This is a genomic window from Aerococcus sp. UMB1112A, from assembly GCF_030230715.1.
In the GTDB taxonomy this organism is placed as follows: Bacteria; Bacillota; Bacilli; order Lactobacillales; family Aerococcaceae; genus Aerococcus.
The window spans coordinates 65,938-81,176 of sequence record NZ_JASPDS010000006.1 but is presented as its reverse complement, the minus strand read 5'-3'; the positions used below and the strand labels follow the sequence as shown (position 1 = coordinate 81,176).

The 15,239-nt window shown below is 46.3% G+C and carries 16 protein-coding genes; 4 read left to right on the top strand and 12 right to left on the bottom strand.

Features of this window, described 5'->3' with window-relative positions:
• Positions 1-335: 335 nt before the first annotated feature.
• The gene (locus QP860_RS05045) at positions 336-1,112 is read right to left on the bottom strand and encodes a (S)-acetoin forming diacetyl reductase (protein ID WP_284912278.1); all 777 of its coding nucleotides are present in this window, start codon (positions 1,110-1,112) and stop codon (positions 336-338) included.
• 182 nt (positions 1,113-1,294) lie between these two features.
• On the opposite strand from QP860_RS05045, the gene QP860_RS05040 reads away from it, so the two are divergent.
• Positions 1,295-2,503, top strand: coding sequence for a MalY/PatB family protein (locus tag QP860_RS05040; protein ID WP_070620685.1), 1,209 nt, complete (start codon positions 1,295-1,297; stop codon positions 2,501-2,503).
• Between the two features lie 2 nt (positions 2,504-2,505).
• Entirely contained in the window at positions 2,506-3,291 is a 786-nt protein-coding gene (locus tag QP860_RS05035) for a MetQ/NlpA family ABC transporter substrate-binding protein (protein ID WP_070620681.1), read from the top strand.
• A gap of 61 nt (positions 3,292-3,352) precedes the next feature.
• Here the strand turns inward: QP860_RS05035 and QP860_RS05030 are convergent, their stop codons facing one another.
• The 11 genes from QP860_RS05030 to lacD form a co-directional block, all read right to left on the bottom strand.
• Complete coding sequence (locus QP860_RS05030; protein ID WP_070620678.1) at positions 3,353-4,183, bottom strand: MurR/RpiR family transcriptional regulator; 831 nt, start codon at positions 4,181-4,183, stop codon at positions 3,353-3,355.
• A gap of 375 nt (positions 4,184-4,558) precedes the next feature.
• Positions 4,559-5,458 (bottom strand): ROK family protein, encoded by a 900-nt coding sequence (locus QP860_RS05025; RefSeq protein ID WP_070620675.1) that lies wholly within the window; start codon positions 5,456-5,458, stop codon positions 4,559-4,561.
• 12 nt (positions 5,459-5,470) lie between these two features.
• Positions 5,471-5,914: a NanQ anomerase/TabA/YiaL family protein gene (locus QP860_RS05020; RefSeq protein ID WP_070620672.1), complete on the bottom strand. Its 444-nt coding sequence runs from the start codon at positions 5,912-5,914 to the stop codon at positions 5,471-5,473.
• Positions 5,914-7,458: a sodium:solute symporter family protein gene (locus QP860_RS05015; RefSeq protein ID WP_070620669.1), complete on the bottom strand. Its 1,545-nt coding sequence runs from the start codon at positions 7,456-7,458 to the stop codon at positions 5,914-5,916. The genes QP860_RS05020 and QP860_RS05015 overlap by 1 nt, the downstream gene beginning before the upstream one ends.
• Positions 7,459-7,500: 42 nt before the next feature.
• Positions 7,501-8,397 (bottom strand): N-acetylneuraminate lyase, encoded by an 897-nt coding sequence (locus QP860_RS05010; protein WP_284912277.1) that lies wholly within the window; start codon positions 8,395-8,397, stop codon positions 7,501-7,503.
• Positions 8,398-8,415: 18 nt separating this feature from the next.
• Positions 8,416-9,096 (bottom strand): N-acetylmannosamine-6-phosphate 2-epimerase, encoded by a 681-nt coding sequence (locus tag QP860_RS05005; RefSeq protein ID WP_070620663.1) that lies wholly within the window; start codon positions 9,094-9,096, stop codon positions 8,416-8,418.
• Between the two features lie 225 nt (positions 9,097-9,321).
• Positions 9,322-9,990, bottom strand: coding sequence for an HAD family hydrolase (locus QP860_RS05000; protein ID WP_070620660.1), 669 nt, complete (start codon positions 9,988-9,990; stop codon positions 9,322-9,324).
• A 124-nt stretch (positions 9,991-10,114) separates the two neighbouring features.
• Positions 10,115-11,518, bottom strand: coding sequence for a PTS galactitol transporter subunit IIC (locus QP860_RS04995; protein ID WP_284878663.1), 1,404 nt, complete (start codon positions 11,516-11,518; stop codon positions 10,115-10,117).
• Between the two features lie 28 nt (positions 11,519-11,546).
• Positions 11,547-11,846 carry a PTS sugar transporter subunit IIB gene (locus QP860_RS04990; RefSeq protein ID WP_070620653.1) on the bottom strand — a complete coding sequence of 100 codons (300 nt, stop codon included), beginning with the start codon at positions 11,844-11,846 and terminating at the stop codon, positions 11,547-11,549.
• A gap of 19 nt (positions 11,847-11,865) precedes the next feature.
• Complete coding sequence (locus QP860_RS04985; protein ID WP_070620650.1) at positions 11,866-12,342, bottom strand: PTS sugar transporter subunit IIA; 477 nt, start codon at positions 12,340-12,342, stop codon at positions 11,866-11,868.
• Between the two features lie 12 nt (positions 12,343-12,354).
• Positions 12,355-13,344 carry a tagatose-bisphosphate aldolase gene (gene lacD, locus QP860_RS04980; RefSeq protein WP_070620647.1) on the bottom strand — a complete coding sequence of 330 codons (990 nt, stop codon included), beginning with the start codon at positions 13,342-13,344 and terminating at the stop codon, positions 12,355-12,357.
• A gap of 270 nt (positions 13,345-13,614) precedes the next feature.
• Between lacD and lacA the strand changes: the two genes are divergently transcribed.
• The gene (lacA, locus tag QP860_RS04975; RefSeq protein ID WP_070620644.1) at positions 13,615-14,043 is read left to right on the top strand and encodes a galactose-6-phosphate isomerase subunit LacA; all 429 of its coding nucleotides are present in this window, start codon (positions 13,615-13,617) and stop codon (positions 14,041-14,043) included.
• 26 nt (positions 14,044-14,069) lie between these two features.
• Positions 14,070-14,585 carry a galactose-6-phosphate isomerase subunit LacB gene (lacB, locus tag QP860_RS04970; protein WP_070620640.1) on the top strand — a complete coding sequence of 172 codons (516 nt, stop codon included), beginning with the start codon at positions 14,070-14,072 and terminating at the stop codon, positions 14,583-14,585.
• Positions 14,586-15,239 lie beyond the last annotated feature (654 nt).

Genomic DNA, 15,239 nt, shown 5'->3' with positions numbered 1-15,239 from the left:
GCATTGTAGAGCTTGTCTCTACAATGCTTCCTTTTGGCTTCAACAATAAAATAACAATCGCTAAAAACTGTTTAACCAGGGCGTAGTCGACCTCATCCGCCAACATCCTGGAAACAATTTGCGTTATAAGTATTTCGCCCCCAAAAGAGCTCGAGTACATCCTCTTGATCGATCAGTCCACCGTCGATTCAACCCCAAGTTATCCATGGTGGCAGAGACTACCTAACTCCCCAATAAGTATAATTTGCAGATGAAAGTAATTCGATATTTATCAGCGGATTGATAGAATCAAAAAAGCAAACTGGACTAATACGCAGTTTGCTTTTTCTATATGTTTATTGGAACTGCATCCCGCCATCAACGATCAAGGTTTGGCCCGTGATGTAGTTGGAGTCTGGGCCAGCTAAGAAGGAAACAGCCGCAGCCACGTCTTCGGGTTCAGACAAGCGACCGAGTGTGATGTCCTTGGCGAATTGTTGCATGCCCCAGTCATCATCCTTGCCAGCATTCTTGCCAACTTGGTGGGCGATGTCGAACATCATTGGGGTCTTCACGATCCCTGGCGCGTAGCAGTTAACTGTAATGTTCTTCTCTGCTAAGTCGCGAGCTGTGGTTTGGGTAATGCCGCGGACAGCAAACTTAGTTCCCGCATAGAGGGCTAAGTTCGGATTGCCGACTACCCCAGTTTGTGAGGTCGCGTTAATGATCTTACCGCCATTGCCGAACTTGTCGAACTGCTCAATCGCAGCTTGGGTCCCCCAATAAACCCCACCGACGTTGATCTTGTAGACCTGTTCGAATTGTTCAGGGGTGATGGTTTCGATTGGTGTAGTTGGGCCAAGGCCTGCATTGTTCACGATCACATCGAAACGCCCAAAAGCTTCTGCTGCTTGTTCTACAGCCGCAAAGACTTGGTCGCGATCAGAAACATCTACCTTAACGGCGATAGCCTTCTTCCCCTTTTCTTCCAAGCTAGCAGCCACTTTCTTGGCTTCCTCTTCGTTCAAATCAGCTACAGCGACTGCAAAGCCATCTTCGGACAAACGTTCAGCGATGGCCTTCCCAATCCCTTGAGCAGCACCAGTAACTAATGCAACTTTTTCTTCTGCCATATTAAAATCTCCTTTTTTTATTATTATAAATAAATTATACCAAGCTTTGCAAGCGGTGTCTAAGAGAAATCCCCTGTGATCGTTAATTGCGATGAATCCTGGTCACTTATCGATACTGCCAGTCAAGCGATTCTTCCACTATACTAGTCACTAAGATAAATAGAAATAAAGGAGCGATTGACTTGGCTTACGATTTTGATCAGATCATTGACCGCAAAGGGACGAATGCTTTAAATACCGATGGTTTCCGCGGTTATATCTTCAATGCGGATGATTCCATGACCTTTCCTTATGCAGATGATGAGTTTATTCGAATGTGGGTAGCGGACATGGAGTTTGCGACACCTGATTTCATCCGTGAGGCTATCAAGAACCGTCTCGACCGTCAGATTCTAGGCTATACCAAAGTTTTTAGCCCTGATTACTATCAAGCTGTGGTTTCCTGGACCGAGCGGCGGAACGATTGGACATTTCCAAAAGAAGAACTAGTCACCGCACCAGGTATCATCCCAGCTCTCTATGAACTGGTCTCCTATATTTGCCAGTCCAAAGATGATAAGGTTTTAATCCTAACCCCTTCTTACGCCTACTTTGAGAAGGCAGTTAGCGCTAATGGAAATCAATTAGTCACTTCTCAATTGATCCATAAAGACGGACACTTCTCTATGGACTTCGATGATCTCGAAGAGAAGTTTAACCAGGAAGACATCAAACTGTGTATCTTCTGCAATCCTCATAATCCGACTGGCCGAATTTGGACAGAGGAAGAGCTTCAACGCTTTGGCCAACTGGTCCAAGCGCATAATACCTGGTTAATTTCCGATGAAATCCATTGCGACATCCGACGCCCTGGCTTAGCTTACCATCCCTTTGCCAAAGTGTTACCGGACTATGACCGACTGATTGTGACCTTCGCCCAGAGCAAGGCCTTCAATATGGCCGGACTCATGTTCTCCAATGTGGTCATTCGCAACCAGGAACTCCGACAAATCTGGAAAGCCAACCACTATGACTTCGAAAATCCCCTCAGTCTAGCCGGCAACCAGGCCGCTTATGAGAAGGGCGACCAGTGGCTAGACGAGATGAACGCTTATTTAGCTGATAATTTTACCTTCACTAAGTCTTTCATTGACCAATATTTGCCCCAAGCTAATTTTGAAATTCCAGGAGCAACCTACCTAGCCTGGGTTGATGTTAGCGCCTATCTTCCTGATGATGTTACTGACCTTCCCCTTTACTTCGCTAATGAGGCAGGGGTGCTCCTGGAGGGCGGCGACATGTTCGTCAATAATTCGGATGGCTATATCCGGCTCAACCTCGCCATGCCACAAGCTATTCTCCAAGAAGGACTCAAACGCATTAAAAAACTTCTCACACAGAAAGGACACTAAGCATGAAAAAGAAAAAATCACTCATCTTATTGGCCCTCCTCCTTCCCCTCTTCCTCTTAGCTTGCGGGAAAGAAAGTGGCCAATCGCAAAAAACAATAACCATTGGAACAACCGCCATTTCTCAAGACGTCCTCGATAAGGCGATTGACGTCTTTAATAAGAGCCAAAATGAATACAAGGCTGAGAAGAAAGTCTTTGATGATGCAGTTGGCCCGAATATAGGGGCTGAGGATGGCAGCTTAGATGCGACCCTCCACCAACACGAGCCCTATCTCAATAACTTCAATAAGGAAAAGAATGGCCATCTCAAAAAGATTGGCCCTCCTATCTTCGCCTTCCAAATTGGTCTCTATGCCAAGGACATCACTGACCTCAAGGATGTCAAAGATGGCATGACCGTTGCCCTCTCCAATGACGTCAGCAACGGCGCCCTGGCCCTCCAATTATTAGAACAAGAAGGTCTCATTAAACTGGACCCAAGCAAGAGCCTGCCAGCTGTTGAAGATATCACCGAGAATCCTCACAATCTGAAATTTATTGAGATGGAGCGGATGCAATTAGCCAACGCCCTAACTGATGCTGATTTGGCCCTCGTAATGTCTGACGTCATGAAGGAAGCCGGCCATGACCCAGCCAAGGCCCTGGCCTATGCTCAAGAGCCCGGCATCTACCTCGTCGTCAAGGAAGAAGCCCCTTGGAATGACGCCTTCATCAAGGCCCTCACCAGCCAAGAAGTCAAAGACTACATCAACAACGAAACCGAACAAACCAAGAAAGCCTTATTCTAACTTCACAGACAAAAACTATCCGCCCAGTGTAAGTTACTGGATACGGATAGTTTTTTATACACTACAATATCTCCCCTTCCTCAAAGACATCCATGGTCCGCTCAAAGGTCCGCTGGATATTCTCCCGATCAATCTCAAGCAGATAATCGTAGATAATATCGCACATAATAATAATGGGCAATTGGGGTGAAATCCGGTTACCTGAATTCAAATTTTTCACCGTCGCCACGCGTACTATTTCATTAAATTGGTCCTTCAATGACACATCAAAATTGGCTGTCACCAAGAGCGTATAGGCTCCCTGTTTAGCTGCCTGGCGTAGGCTGTTGAGGACCACCTTCTTCTGTCCTGAGATACTAAAGCCAAGGACACAGCACTCCTCATCGATAACCACCTGGTGGACGCGCATGGCATCGGCATCACTCACCGTAGCGCTCACGATCCCTAGGCGCAACAAGCGGCTGGTCATCTCCTCAGCAGCTAGGGCGGAACTCCCTACGCCATAAATAATCACCCGCTTGGCTTGACGGATGGCATGGGCAATCCGGAAGAGTTGGTCTGAATTGGCTAAATTATAGCTTTTATTTAGGATGGCATTGTAGTCAGATAAGACTTTTTCAATGTTTTGACTGCCTGGATCATCTTGCTTCTTGGGCAAACCTGTCCGATAATCATAGAGAAACTCTCGGTAACCCGAATAGCCCAACTTCTTAGCAAAACGGGTAAAGGTCGCCGGGGACACATGGAGGACCTCTCCCAAGTGTTCAATGGAGTAGTCTTCGTCCTGGTGGCTGTCCTCAACGAAGTAATCCGCCACAATCCGTTCCGTTGACGTTAGAGATTCATAAGACGTCTCAATCAAAGGCAGAATACTCTGCGAAAATTTAATCATAACCTTCTCCCTTACCTCCTCTTTATCGATTATTAATCAAGAGTCCAATGAGCCTCCGTTCCACTTTTGAATTTGGTTGTTAAAGAGCCATGGCACCGGCTCGAGCCAAGGTCTCTCGCCTAGCGAGCATTCAAACGGCTAGTACGGCTAATCGCCTACTAGCCGTAATTCACATCGCTTGCTTTTCATGGCTAACAACCAACTTCAAAGCTCCACTCCTGCTCATCAAAAAGCACTTTTTTAATAATCGACCAGTATTAATATAAAAATCAAAAGAACTATACTGTCACTCTCTATTATAGCCAAATACTCAAAAAATTTCCCCAGCAACTTGACTCATCGAAAGCCAGCTTCTAGGGAAATTTTTATTCTTTTTTATTTACTAAGTCCAGGATGTTCTTGGAGGAAATGGTAGACAGCCCCTAAACGTCCAGCTTCATTACCCAAGCCTGCTGCTACAATCTTTTCGGGCAAGAAGAAGTCACTCTCAATCCGCTCTGCCAGGGCTTGTTCAATCCGAGGCAGGAGGATAGCTGACTGGGCCATGACGCCCCCTCCTAAGATAATCGCATCTGGGTTCAAGAGATAGACCATGGGCAGCAAGCCCTGGGCCAGGGCTTCTGTGAACTGACGGATGGCTTGGTCTGCCTTGTCATCTCCTCTCTGGTAAGCCGCAAAGACCTCCCGACCTGTGACCTGGTCCTGGCCAGTCATCGCGGCATAGTTCCGGCAGAGAGCGGTCGTCGACGCGATATCTTGGAAGCGGTCCGAGCCAACAGGAAGGTAACCCACCTCGCCTGCACTAAACTGGCGACCAAAGTGAATCTTGCCATCGATGAGGACAGCGCCTCCTACTCCTGTGCCGATGGTTAGGCAAATTAGACTAGCCTCTGTATCGTAATCGCCCTGCCAGAACTCCCCATAAGCTGCTGCATTGACATCATTTAGGATACTGAGGGGCAAGCCTCGTCCTTCTTCAATGGCCAGGCGGAAATCCGTTCCCTGGTAAGCTGGGATGGTGTAGCCCGAATAGATGACCTTCCCCGCTTGGGAGTCAATGACTCCGGCGCTGGAGATGGCCACCCCATCCAGACCCCCTACACTTGCTTGATAGTCATCCACTAGGGCCAAGACCTGGTCGAGAATGCCATTGGTCTGGTCTTCAATAGAGACTGCTGTCGCTTCTTCCCTAAAGTGTCCCAGGGATTGACCGAGAGCGTCATAGAGGTCTGACTTGATAGTTGTCCCCCCAATATCAATGGCTAGAATCTTCATGGCAAACGCTCCTTAATCGTATTTGACCTTGAAGACAGCCTTCTTGATGCTCTGGCTCTTATCCACAATCAAGCCCGTCTTATGGACGTCTTCTCGGTCTAAGACCAAGATTTGACCAGGTGCAATGATTAGCTCTGACTGGGCGGGGCCTTCAGAAGCTTGGAAGTCATCGCCTGGGTCATAGTCGCCCAAAGTCATATGGGCGATGAAGTTATGGGCAATCCGTTCCTTGCCTTCAATAGGCACATGGATATCAATATAGTCCCGGTGACTCTCCCACACCCTCTGGTCCGGCGTGGTCGTGTCATAGGCAATCACATTGTAGAAGAAACCTTCTTCAATCGGGTGATTGCCTGGCTCATCTTCTGAAATATCATGGGTCTTGAGATAGGCCGTCACCCGGTGCAGGGCTTGGCGGTCCGTATAAGTTAAGTGGTTCATATCATAGAGTTCCATTAGTCTCTCACCATCCAATCAGCATTTTCTTTAATTTCAGGGATATCATAAATGGTTGTGTATTTCGGTGCTTGGGCCTGGTCAGTCTTAAAGATCAAGGAAACCACATAGCCGACGATCAGAGAAACCGCGATTGAGATCAGGGAGTAAGCCCAGATACTCACGCTATCAGCTGGCAAGACATATTTGACACAGATCATGATGATAGAAGACACGATCAAGGCAGCATAAGCCCCGTACTTGTTGGCACGCTTGGAGAAGACGCCGAGGATGAAGACCCCGCCGAGGACCCCAAGGACCAGTCCCATAAAGCTGTTAAACCATTCGTAAGCGGATACAATTTCAGAGTGAGCTAAGATAATCGAGATCACAATTGAGAAGATCCCGACCCCTAGAGATACCCAGCGGGCAATCCAAGTCCGCTTGGCGTCATCGAGGTCCTCAGTCAGTAAGTCCTGGATATCCAAGGTCCAAGAAGTGGCAACTGAGTTCAGCCCAGTGGATAAGGTGGACTGGCTAGCGGCATAAATAGCAGCTAGGAGGACACCGGTAATCCCAACTGGTAAGCGGTAGGCAATGAAGTAGGTGAAGATTTGGTCTTGGGGCATTTGCGCGCCTGGATCTGATGGGTTTTGGATTTGATAGTAGGCATAGAGCCCGGTCCCAATCAGATAGAAGACGGTCGCAATGAAGATTGACAGGGCCCCATTGGTGAACATCATCTTGTTTAATTTCTTAATATCTTGGGTCGTGGTAAAGCGTTGGACAATATCTTGACTGGAAATATAAGACGATAAGGTATTAAAGCCTGCCCCGACAACCAAGAGGAAGACTGATGTATGTAAGAGATTGGGATCGAAGAGCACTTCATCTGGCCCTAAGAACTTATCGGCTGTCAAGTGGTTCATAATAGTACCAAAGCCCCCATCCAGATCATGGATCAAGAAGACGAGGGACAAGGTCACCCCAACTAGGAGGACAGAGCCTTGGATAAAGTCCGTCCAAAGTACCGATTTAATCCCACCGGTGAAGGAGTAGACAATAGCGACAGCCCCCATTAGAATGATCAGGATATTCACATTAATCCCTGTTAGGAGAGCCAGGGCAGCTGAAGGCAGGTACATGATGATAGACATCCGCCCTACTTGGTAGATAATAAAGAGCGCTGCCCCGATAATCCGTAGAATCTTAGAGTCAAAGCGTTTGTCAAGGTAGTCATAGGCTGTATCAATATCTAGCCTGGCATAAATCGGTAAGAAGAAACGAATGGCGATCGGTATGGCCACCAACATCCCTAATTGGGCAAACCACATGATCCAAGTCCCAGCATAAGAGTTCCCAGCCAAGGACATAAAGGATATCGGGCTCAAAAGGGTCGCAAAGATAGAAACCGAAGTCACATACCAGGGGATGGACCCATCCCCCTTGAAGAACTCCTTACCCTGCATCTCACGTTTTGAAAAGAATAAACCTGCAATCAACACCGCTAATAGATAGACAATCAGGATAATTAAATCGATTGTCGTAAACCCGCCTGAATTCATAGCTAGTCTCCTCCCCACAAGCCAGCACGGCTATTTCATTAACTATACATACTCTTTGTAAATACGATCTGCTTCCTTAATTTGTGCTTCCGTCATTGAAGCCATTGGTTTCCGGCTTAAGAAGTCCCCTTGGTCGCAACCTTGTAATTGTAAGAGACGTTTCAAGGTTGGGTAGAGGCCATTAGCGAGAACGGCTTCAATCAAGTCGTTACTTTCCTTTTGGAGTTGACGGGCCTTGGCTAAGTCATTGTCAGCCACTGCATCGAGGATCCCCTTGGCTCGGATGCCGTTCACATTGTAGGTTGATCCGATGGCCCCATCGACTTGGTAAATGGCTGCTGGGAATAACATTTCGTCAAAGCCGGAGTAAATCTTGGTATCTGGGAAGGCATGACGGAGACGTTCTAACAAGAAGAAGTCAGCAGCGGTGAATTTCACCCCGATAATATTATCAATGGCCAGTAATTCATTGAATTCAGCCATGCCCATGCCAATTCCGGTCAAAGCTGGGATAGAGTAGATGATCAAATCATTGTCAACAGCCGCTGTAATGTCTTCATAATAAGCCTTCACTTCAGGGAAGGAGAACTTATAGTAGAAAGGTGTCACAGCAGATACGGCATCGTAGTCTAAATCGGTCGCATATTGCCCTAATTCGATGGCTTCGTATAAGTTGGTCCCACCGATTTGGGCAATCAATTTAACAGCATCGCCTGCTTCATCCTTTACAATATCAAAGATTTGCTTCTTGGTTTCCTTTTCGAGGAGGAAGTTTTCCCCGGTTGACCCGCCAACATAGAGGCCGTCCACCTTCATGTCATCAATGTCATGGCGGATGATTTGACGGAGGCCCGCTTCATTAACCTTACCTTCCGCATCGAAAGGTACGAGGAGCGCTGCGATAATGCCTTTGATATCTTTTCCTGTACGTTTAGTCATTTTAAAAACCCTTTCTATCTATTGATGAATTTTAGTGACAAATTTTTCTGTAATTAATTGGGGGCGGGTAATAGCGGAGCCGACAACGACGCTGTAAACTCCAAGGTCAAGCACCCGTCGCGCCTTGTCTGGAGTATCAATGTTCCCCTCTGCAATAATGGGATGGTCGACTTGGCCTAGGGCTTGGCGGATCAATTCGAAATCATTGGCTTCGATCTTGAGCTCCTTACTTTGCTCTGTGTACCCCACCATGGTCGTCCCAATATAATCAAAGCCTAAACGATCAGCTTCTAACATTTCATCTAAGGTGGAGCAATCCGCCATCAATGCTTGGTCGGGATACTTGGCCTTAATTTCTTTCACAAAATCCTCTAATTTTTGATTGTTGGGCCGCTTAGAAACTGTGGCATCCAAGGCAATCACTTCAACCCCCGTGGCCACTAAGGCATCAATTTCTTTCATGGTTGGGGTGATATAAATCTCTGCGTCCGGATAGTCCTGCTTGATAATCCCAATAATGGGAAGGTCTACGACTTCTTTGATTGCTTCAATATCTGCCACAGAATTGCTGCGAATCCCCTTGGCACCGCCTTCCTGGGCTGCAACCGCCATCCGCGACATAATATATGAACTGTGCAAAGGCTCATCATCAAGTGCCTGGCAGGAAACAATCAATTCGCCTTTTGCCGACTCTAGCATCTTTAATCCCTCCTATAAATTTTGTAATCCTTTACATGCCTTATTCTATGCTAATGCAAACCCTTTTTCAATATAATGGCGATAAACTGAAAGTACTTTTATTTTATGAAGATTATCATTAGTTTTTAGCTCAGTTGGGTGAATTTACTTTCAGCTCAGGGCCTTTCTTCAAACAAAAAAACAGCGCTAGGGGCTTGGCTAGCGCTATCAATAATATAGAATTTATTAGCTATAGTCACTCTCTAAGTAGGAAATGACATCTTCCAAAGATTCCTTAATGGCGACAGCCTTGTCCCGCACTTCCTCATCGGCTGGGATCAAATCAGGAACCACAATTGTTGGAAGTCCTGCCCGGTAGGCTGCTCGGACGCCATTCTTTGAATCTTCAAGAACCAAAACTTCCTGCTTATCTTCGGTATGAGTCAGGTCAAAAGCTTTTAGATAAATTTCGGGGTCAGGCTTGGCTCGCTTGACTTCATTGCCAGCTACTATCCCTTCGAAATAATCAGCGAGTCCCTTGCCCTCTAGGTTGCGGATAATCTCATCCCGCCGACTGCTCGAAGCAATATAGAGCTTAATCTGTCGCGACCTGAGATAGTCGAGCAAGTCATAAAGCCCCTTTTTGTCATCGATATTATCGGGATCTTTTAAAGCTTCCTCGATGTATCGAACCGTCAAAGCGATAAAGTCATCGACTTGCGGCTGTCCTTCATAGTGCTTATGAATATAAGCTAACGTTTCTTGCTCATTTGTCCCGAGATAGCCTTTGAACACTTCGATATCATAGTCAAAGCCTAGCTCATCCGCAGCCCGCTTCGTCTGCTCGTAACCCACCTTCTCTGTATCAAACATCAAACCATCCATATCAAAAATCACTGCTTTTAATGCTTTCATGATACCCTCCTAGGTCCATAAATAAGGTGAAGTCCGTTCTATTTTGTAAATCTTTAATTATACAATAACAGCGCTCAGACATCTTGTCTAGCGCTGTTATGGTGTCTTCCCCTATAAAGAGGATCTATTTTTTCTCTGCAGCATACTCTGCGTTACGCTTCTTCATTTGTTTGGCATACCAAACAAAGAGCAAGGTGTAAATCACTAGAGCAATGGCGGCATAGATAATGAATTCAATTTGGCCTTGGGAGGCATTCCCAACAAAGTAAGCCAAGAACTTCTCAACAGGACCTTCAATGGTCGTCCCTGAGATCAAGGCCGAGCTATCGATGCCTGCAGGGAAGGCGCCTACTTTCTTAGCAGTTTCGGTAACGAAGGGTGCCATGATGGTCCCAGCGTATAGGAAGGTTGGGAGAACCAGTGCCCCGATCGTAATCATCCGAATGATCTTACCGCGAGTCACCACTAAGAGGGCTGGGGTCAAGCCCATGGCAATAATCCCAGCTAAAGGCATGATCCCATTCTTAGGTAAGATGAGCGCTTCAAGCAACATAATCGGAGCTAGGACATTGGCTGCTGCCCAGACTTCTGCACGCCCCGCAATGAAAGGCCAGTCCAGGCCGATATTGAAGGTACGCCCTTCGAAACGTTTACTGGTGAAGTCGGTTACCCCTTGAGATAATGGTTCAACTGAAGCAATGAACCAAGAACCGATGACAGAGAAGAGCTCCAAGCAGGCTGCTGCTGTGAAGGCTAAAGTCAAGATCTTGTCTGGACTTTGGCCGCCGAGGATCCCAACAAAGAGTCCCAGGTAGATCCCGATAGCAAATTTTGATCCCCAGAAGCCAATCTTATTATTGAGCTTGGCTGCGTCAAAGTCATATTTATCTAGCCAGGGGAATAATTTGTCGAAAACCTTATCGAAAACCATGATGATCGGGTTCATCATATAGTTCATGTGGGTCGTTGTCATAGGGTTGCCATCTGGGGCATTCATTAAATCGTTGAAAGTTGGCTTCATCAAGTCTGAGTTGATGATCTTCAGGACTCCGATGAAGACAACCAAGATGGTAGCGACCAAGAGGGGAGCCCCACAATAGATTGCAAATAAACCAACTAGGGATAAATGCCAAACGTCAAAGATATCGACGTCCAAGGTGTTAGTCTTATTGGCTACCAACATGAGGATATTGACAACCAAAAGGATCAACATGAAGTAGAGGGTATAGGGCGACCCCCAGGTGATGGTTGCCATCGGTGCCCAACCAACGTCCGTAATATTTAACTGTAGCCCCGTCCCCTTAACGAAGTCTGCTAAGGCTTCTGAGAAGGAGGACGTGAGGATATTCATGATCGCCCCAACCCCGGTTAAAGCAATTCCTAGTTTAATCCCACCTTCCAGGGCTTTCGTAAATTTCACACGAAAACATAATGCCAAAACTGTGAGCACAATCGTCATTAGAGGGGCCGGCCCTAAGTCGATAATTGGCTGGAGAATCGTATTGGCAAATTCAATAATGCCGTCCATTTCTATCCACTCCTACTAAGGCTTCTTATTAGCCGAGATCTTTTATCACTTGCTCGATTTCATTATAAACAGGCTCAGCCATGGCAGGAATACGATAAAGGATTGGTCCAGCGTTAACGACTGGAATGGGGATTTCAAAGCCTAAATCGGTATCAGCGATTTGTGCAAAGATATCGTATTTTTCCATCATGTCTTCTGAAATATCCTTGATCATCACGGCATCACAATGGACATCATAACCTCTATTTGAGAGTTCTGTCTCTAAGGCATCTTTGATTTGGTGGCTGGAGTTAACCCCTGCGCCACATGCTGCTAGAATTTTGACCATTTTCTACACCATTTCCTTTCTAGAAGTTCTCTTGTAAAAATTGATAGATTGCTTGAGGATCTTCGCTGGCTAGGAAGTCTTCAATTTTGTCTGCATCTGTCCGGTTAAAGAAATCCATGACTTGGGCCAGTAGACCAGCCTGGGCTTCAGCATCTTTATTTAGGAGCATAAAGAGGAAGCCAACTTCAAGGGCCTGGTCAGGCTGGATCATGCTGTGGAAGGTCACAGGCTTTGTGAGCTTAATGGGCACAATCCGTGTCACCGTCACATATTCTGATTCGGTATGAGGAATCGCAATGTTAGAGAAATTGGGATTCACAGGCTGCATATCTAAGGCTGTAGGATAGTTCTTCTCTCTTTCAATTAAGCTGTCGAGGAAGCCCTCTTTAACCAAGTCTAGTTGCTTAAGCTCTTGGTCAACTTGTCTAAAGATTTCCTCTGCATTCTCTCCCCCAAGAACAAAGCAGGTCTCCGGAGCAAATAAGCTGCTCGTCATAGTATCCCCTCTCTATTCTGCTGAAATCTTATCGGTCCAAGGCGTTGCAGTGTCCGCTAAGACTTGGTTTAAGTTTTGGATATTTTCCTTACCTTGGGTGCTCAACCATTCCCGGCAAGCGGCTTCGCCTTTTTCTGCATATTCTGGAACGGAGTCTGCCCAAGTCGCACGGCCACATAATACCCCGTTGAAGGCTGCACCGGCTTCTTTGGCGAATTTCAAAGTGTCTTGGAAGAGTTGGGCAGATACCCCACCTGATAGGTAGATATAAGGTAAGTCTGTGGCGGCGTCTTGTTCTTGGAAGAATTTCTTAGCTTCTTCTTGGCTATAAACTGCTTCGTCGCCATAACCTTCCACGAAGTTCATATTGACTGGTACTTCAACCTTGAGCACGTCCACTTGGTAGCGGTCATCGGAGAAGACTTTGACAGCTTCATTGACCTTGTGTGGGCGAACTTTAGCATATTCTTTGCCTTTCGCATCATCAATATTGGCATCATAGGATAGGATTTCAAGGAAGAAGGGGATATCTTCTGCCTGGCATTCGCTCCCGATCCGTTCAACGAAGGCATGTTTCCAATTATTAATCTTTTCGTCTTCATCTACATCATAGTAGAGGAGGAATTTAACGGCGTCAGCGCCTTCTTCTTTGATGCGCTTGGCTGACCAGTCTGGTAGGAGGTCAGGTAGGCGGCCAACTTCAGAAGCGTCATAGCCGGTTTCTTCATAAGCTAGGAGTAAGCCACAATCGCTATCCTTCTTAGCAGCGGCAGGTAAGCCGTATTCTGGGTCCAATAAGATGGAAGCCGCATAAGGGGTTAATTCTTCGGAAATGGCAATCTTAAATTGTTCCACTTCTTTTTGAATATCTTCAACTTCCCCTGCACTTTGGAGCATCTTCTTCAAGGAACCCCGTTGGTCAATGGCTAAGGCAGAAATCACCTGGTTGTCAGTTGATAGTTTCTTCAAGTGGTCGAGCTTGGCTTGTGAGACTTTCTTCATTTGTAAACACTCCTCTTCCAAATGTTTGTTTTTGTTTATCTGTTGTGTTTATATTATAACGCTTCCACTAAATTGTCAAGGACTTTATATAAAGGCTTTCATTTTTGTTATAGACGGAATTAACTATATGTTTATAGGATTTATCTGACTATCTTATTTTTCTTTGTTAAATTTTGCGAGCGAAAGGATTGACTTTCGTATTCAAACATACTAAACTATAAACAAACAGATTTAAACAATTCTTTTTAATGATGGAAGGAAGGCTATGAAATGAAAGTAGTTATTGGAGCAGACCAAGGCGGTTTCGAACTTAAAGAAACCATCAAAGCTTATTTGGAAACAACAGACCATGAGATTATCGATGTGACTGAGACACCAGCCAAGGACTTCATTGCCTCAACTGCAGCAATCGTTGACAAGGTTCAGGCCGATGACAAGACTCTAGGCATCGCCATTGATGCTTACGGAGTTGGTAGCTTCATGGCAGGAACCAAACATAAGGGAGCGATTGTGGCCAACCTATCTGATGAACGGACAGCCTATATGACCCGGGAACATAACAACGCCCGTATCATTACCCTAGGCCAAGAAATCGTTGGCCCTGAACTGGCCCGCAATATTGTGCGTGAATTCCTGAAAGCAGACTATGCTGCTGGACGCCACCAAGTCCGCGTCGATATGCTCAACGAAATGTGCTAGTTCGTCAGACTGAGGAGGTTAAAAAAATGAAAATTGCTATTGGTTGTGACCATATTGTGACAGATATTAAGATTGCCCTTGCGGATACCTTAAGAGAGAAGGGCCATGAGGTGATCGATGTCGGAACTTACGGCTTCGTCCGCACCCACTACCCTATCTTCGGGAAACGGGTTGGCGAACTCGTGGCTTCTGGCGATGTCGACTTCGGGGTTGTCCTTTGCGGGACTGGTGTTGGGATTTCCAATGCAGCCAATAAGGTCGCTGGGACACGGACTGCCCTGGTTCGCGACATGACCAGTGCCCTCTACGCCCGGCGTGAATTAGACGCCAACATTATCGCTTTTGGCGGCAAGATCACAGGGGAATTCTTGATGAGCGACATCATCGAAGCCTTCATCCATGAAGACTACCAAGAAACACCTGAAAACAAGGCCCTCATTGAAGAAATTGCCAGCCTAGATAGTCAAGATGACAGTAAACATAGCGACCATCTCTTCGATACATATCTCGAAAAATGGAATGAAGGCTATTACCACGATTAGGGCCTGATGGATTCCATGACTTGAAACACTGTAGTTAGGCCGACAGACACCAGCTACAGTGTTTCTCAGTTTTCTTACACAAATTCTGCTAGTGAGCATACGTTGCGCTTTTGAATTTGGTCCTTAAATTTTAGAGGGTCAAGAACGGCTAAAGCCGTTTTGTACTATATCCGTAAGTCGCTAGCGCTCCAACGGCTATAGCAGCATCGGCTCGAGCAGCTTCAGCTCTTGGAGCGAAGCGACTTATGCGATAGCTGTTCGAACAGCGTGAGATTACAGATATCATATGCTGGCCAGAGATGAAGTTCAGGGCTGCGCCAGCAGCGTTGCTACCTTCTTCTCGCCTAGCGAGACTCAAAGAATTAGAGTGCGACAAAAGTCGGTTAAGCCTGAACCACTGGAGCAAAATCTAGAAGAGCCTTGCTAAAGGCTCGCCTAGATTTTGTGAAGTGGAGTCAGGGTTGACTTTTGGAGCAGGTTTGGGCTAGTAACGGCTAACGCCTACGTTCCGTAATTCGCTTCGCTTGCTTATACGTGGCTAAGGACCAACTTCAACGCTCCACTCCTGCTCATAACCGAACAGATGACTTTCTGTTTATTAAATAGGAGAATTAAAAATAAAAATTCTAATCCCGCTTCAGAAAGGAGCCTCTC

What these genes read in the sequence shown, in the direction of transcription:
- QP860_RS05030 (WP_070620678.1), bottom strand. Translation starts at nt 4,183, where the DNA reads ATGATTAAATTTTCGCAGAGTATTCTGCCTTTGATTGAGACGTCTTAT.
- QP860_RS04985 (WP_070620650.1), bottom strand. Translation starts at nt 12,342, where the DNA reads ATGACGAGCAGCTTATTTGCTCCGGAGACCTGCTTTGTTCTTGGGGGA.
- QP860_RS05015 (WP_070620669.1), bottom strand. Translation starts at nt 7,458, where the DNA reads ATGAATTCAGGCGGGTTTACGACAATCGATTTAATTATCCTGATTGTC.
- QP860_RS05035 (WP_070620681.1), top strand. Translation starts at nt 2,506, where the DNA reads ATGAAAAAGAAAAAATCACTCATCTTATTGGCCCTCCTCCTTCCCCTC.
- lacB (WP_070620640.1), top strand. Translation starts at nt 14,070, where the DNA reads ATGAAAATTGCTATTGGTTGTGACCATATTGTGACAGATATTAAGATT.
- lacD (WP_070620647.1), bottom strand. Translation starts at nt 13,344, where the DNA reads ATGAAGAAAGTCTCACAAGCCAAGCTCGACCACTTGAAGAAACTATCA.
- QP860_RS04990 (WP_070620653.1), bottom strand. Translation starts at nt 11,846, where the DNA reads ATGGTCAAAATTCTAGCAGCATGTGGCGCAGGGGTTAACTCCAGCCAC.
- QP860_RS05020 (WP_070620672.1), bottom strand. Translation starts at nt 5,914, where the DNA reads ATGGAACTCTATGATATGAACCACTTAACTTATACGGACCGCCAAGCC.
- QP860_RS05000 (WP_070620660.1), bottom strand. Translation starts at nt 9,990, where the DNA reads ATGAAAGCATTAAAAGCAGTGATTTTTGATATGGATGGTTTGATGTTT.
- QP860_RS05005 (WP_070620663.1), bottom strand. Translation starts at nt 9,096, where the DNA reads ATGCTAGAGTCGGCAAAAGGCGAATTGATTGTTTCCTGCCAGGCACTT.
- lacA (WP_070620644.1), top strand. Translation starts at nt 13,615, where the DNA reads ATGAAAGTAGTTATTGGAGCAGACCAAGGCGGTTTCGAACTTAAAGAA.
- QP860_RS05010 (WP_284912277.1), bottom strand. Translation starts at nt 8,397, where the DNA reads ATGACTAAACGTACAGGAAAAGATATCAAAGGCATTATCGCAGCGCTC.
- QP860_RS05045 (WP_284912278.1), bottom strand. Translation starts at nt 1,112, where the DNA reads ATGGCAGAAGAAAAAGTTGCATTAGTTACTGGTGCTGCTCAAGGGATT.
- QP860_RS04995 (WP_284878663.1), bottom strand. Translation starts at nt 11,518, where the DNA reads ATGGACGGCATTATTGAATTTGCCAATACGATTCTCCAGCCAATTATC.
- QP860_RS05025 (WP_070620675.1), bottom strand. Translation starts at nt 5,458, where the DNA reads ATGAAGATTCTAGCCATTGATATTGGGGGGACAACTATCAAGTCAGAC.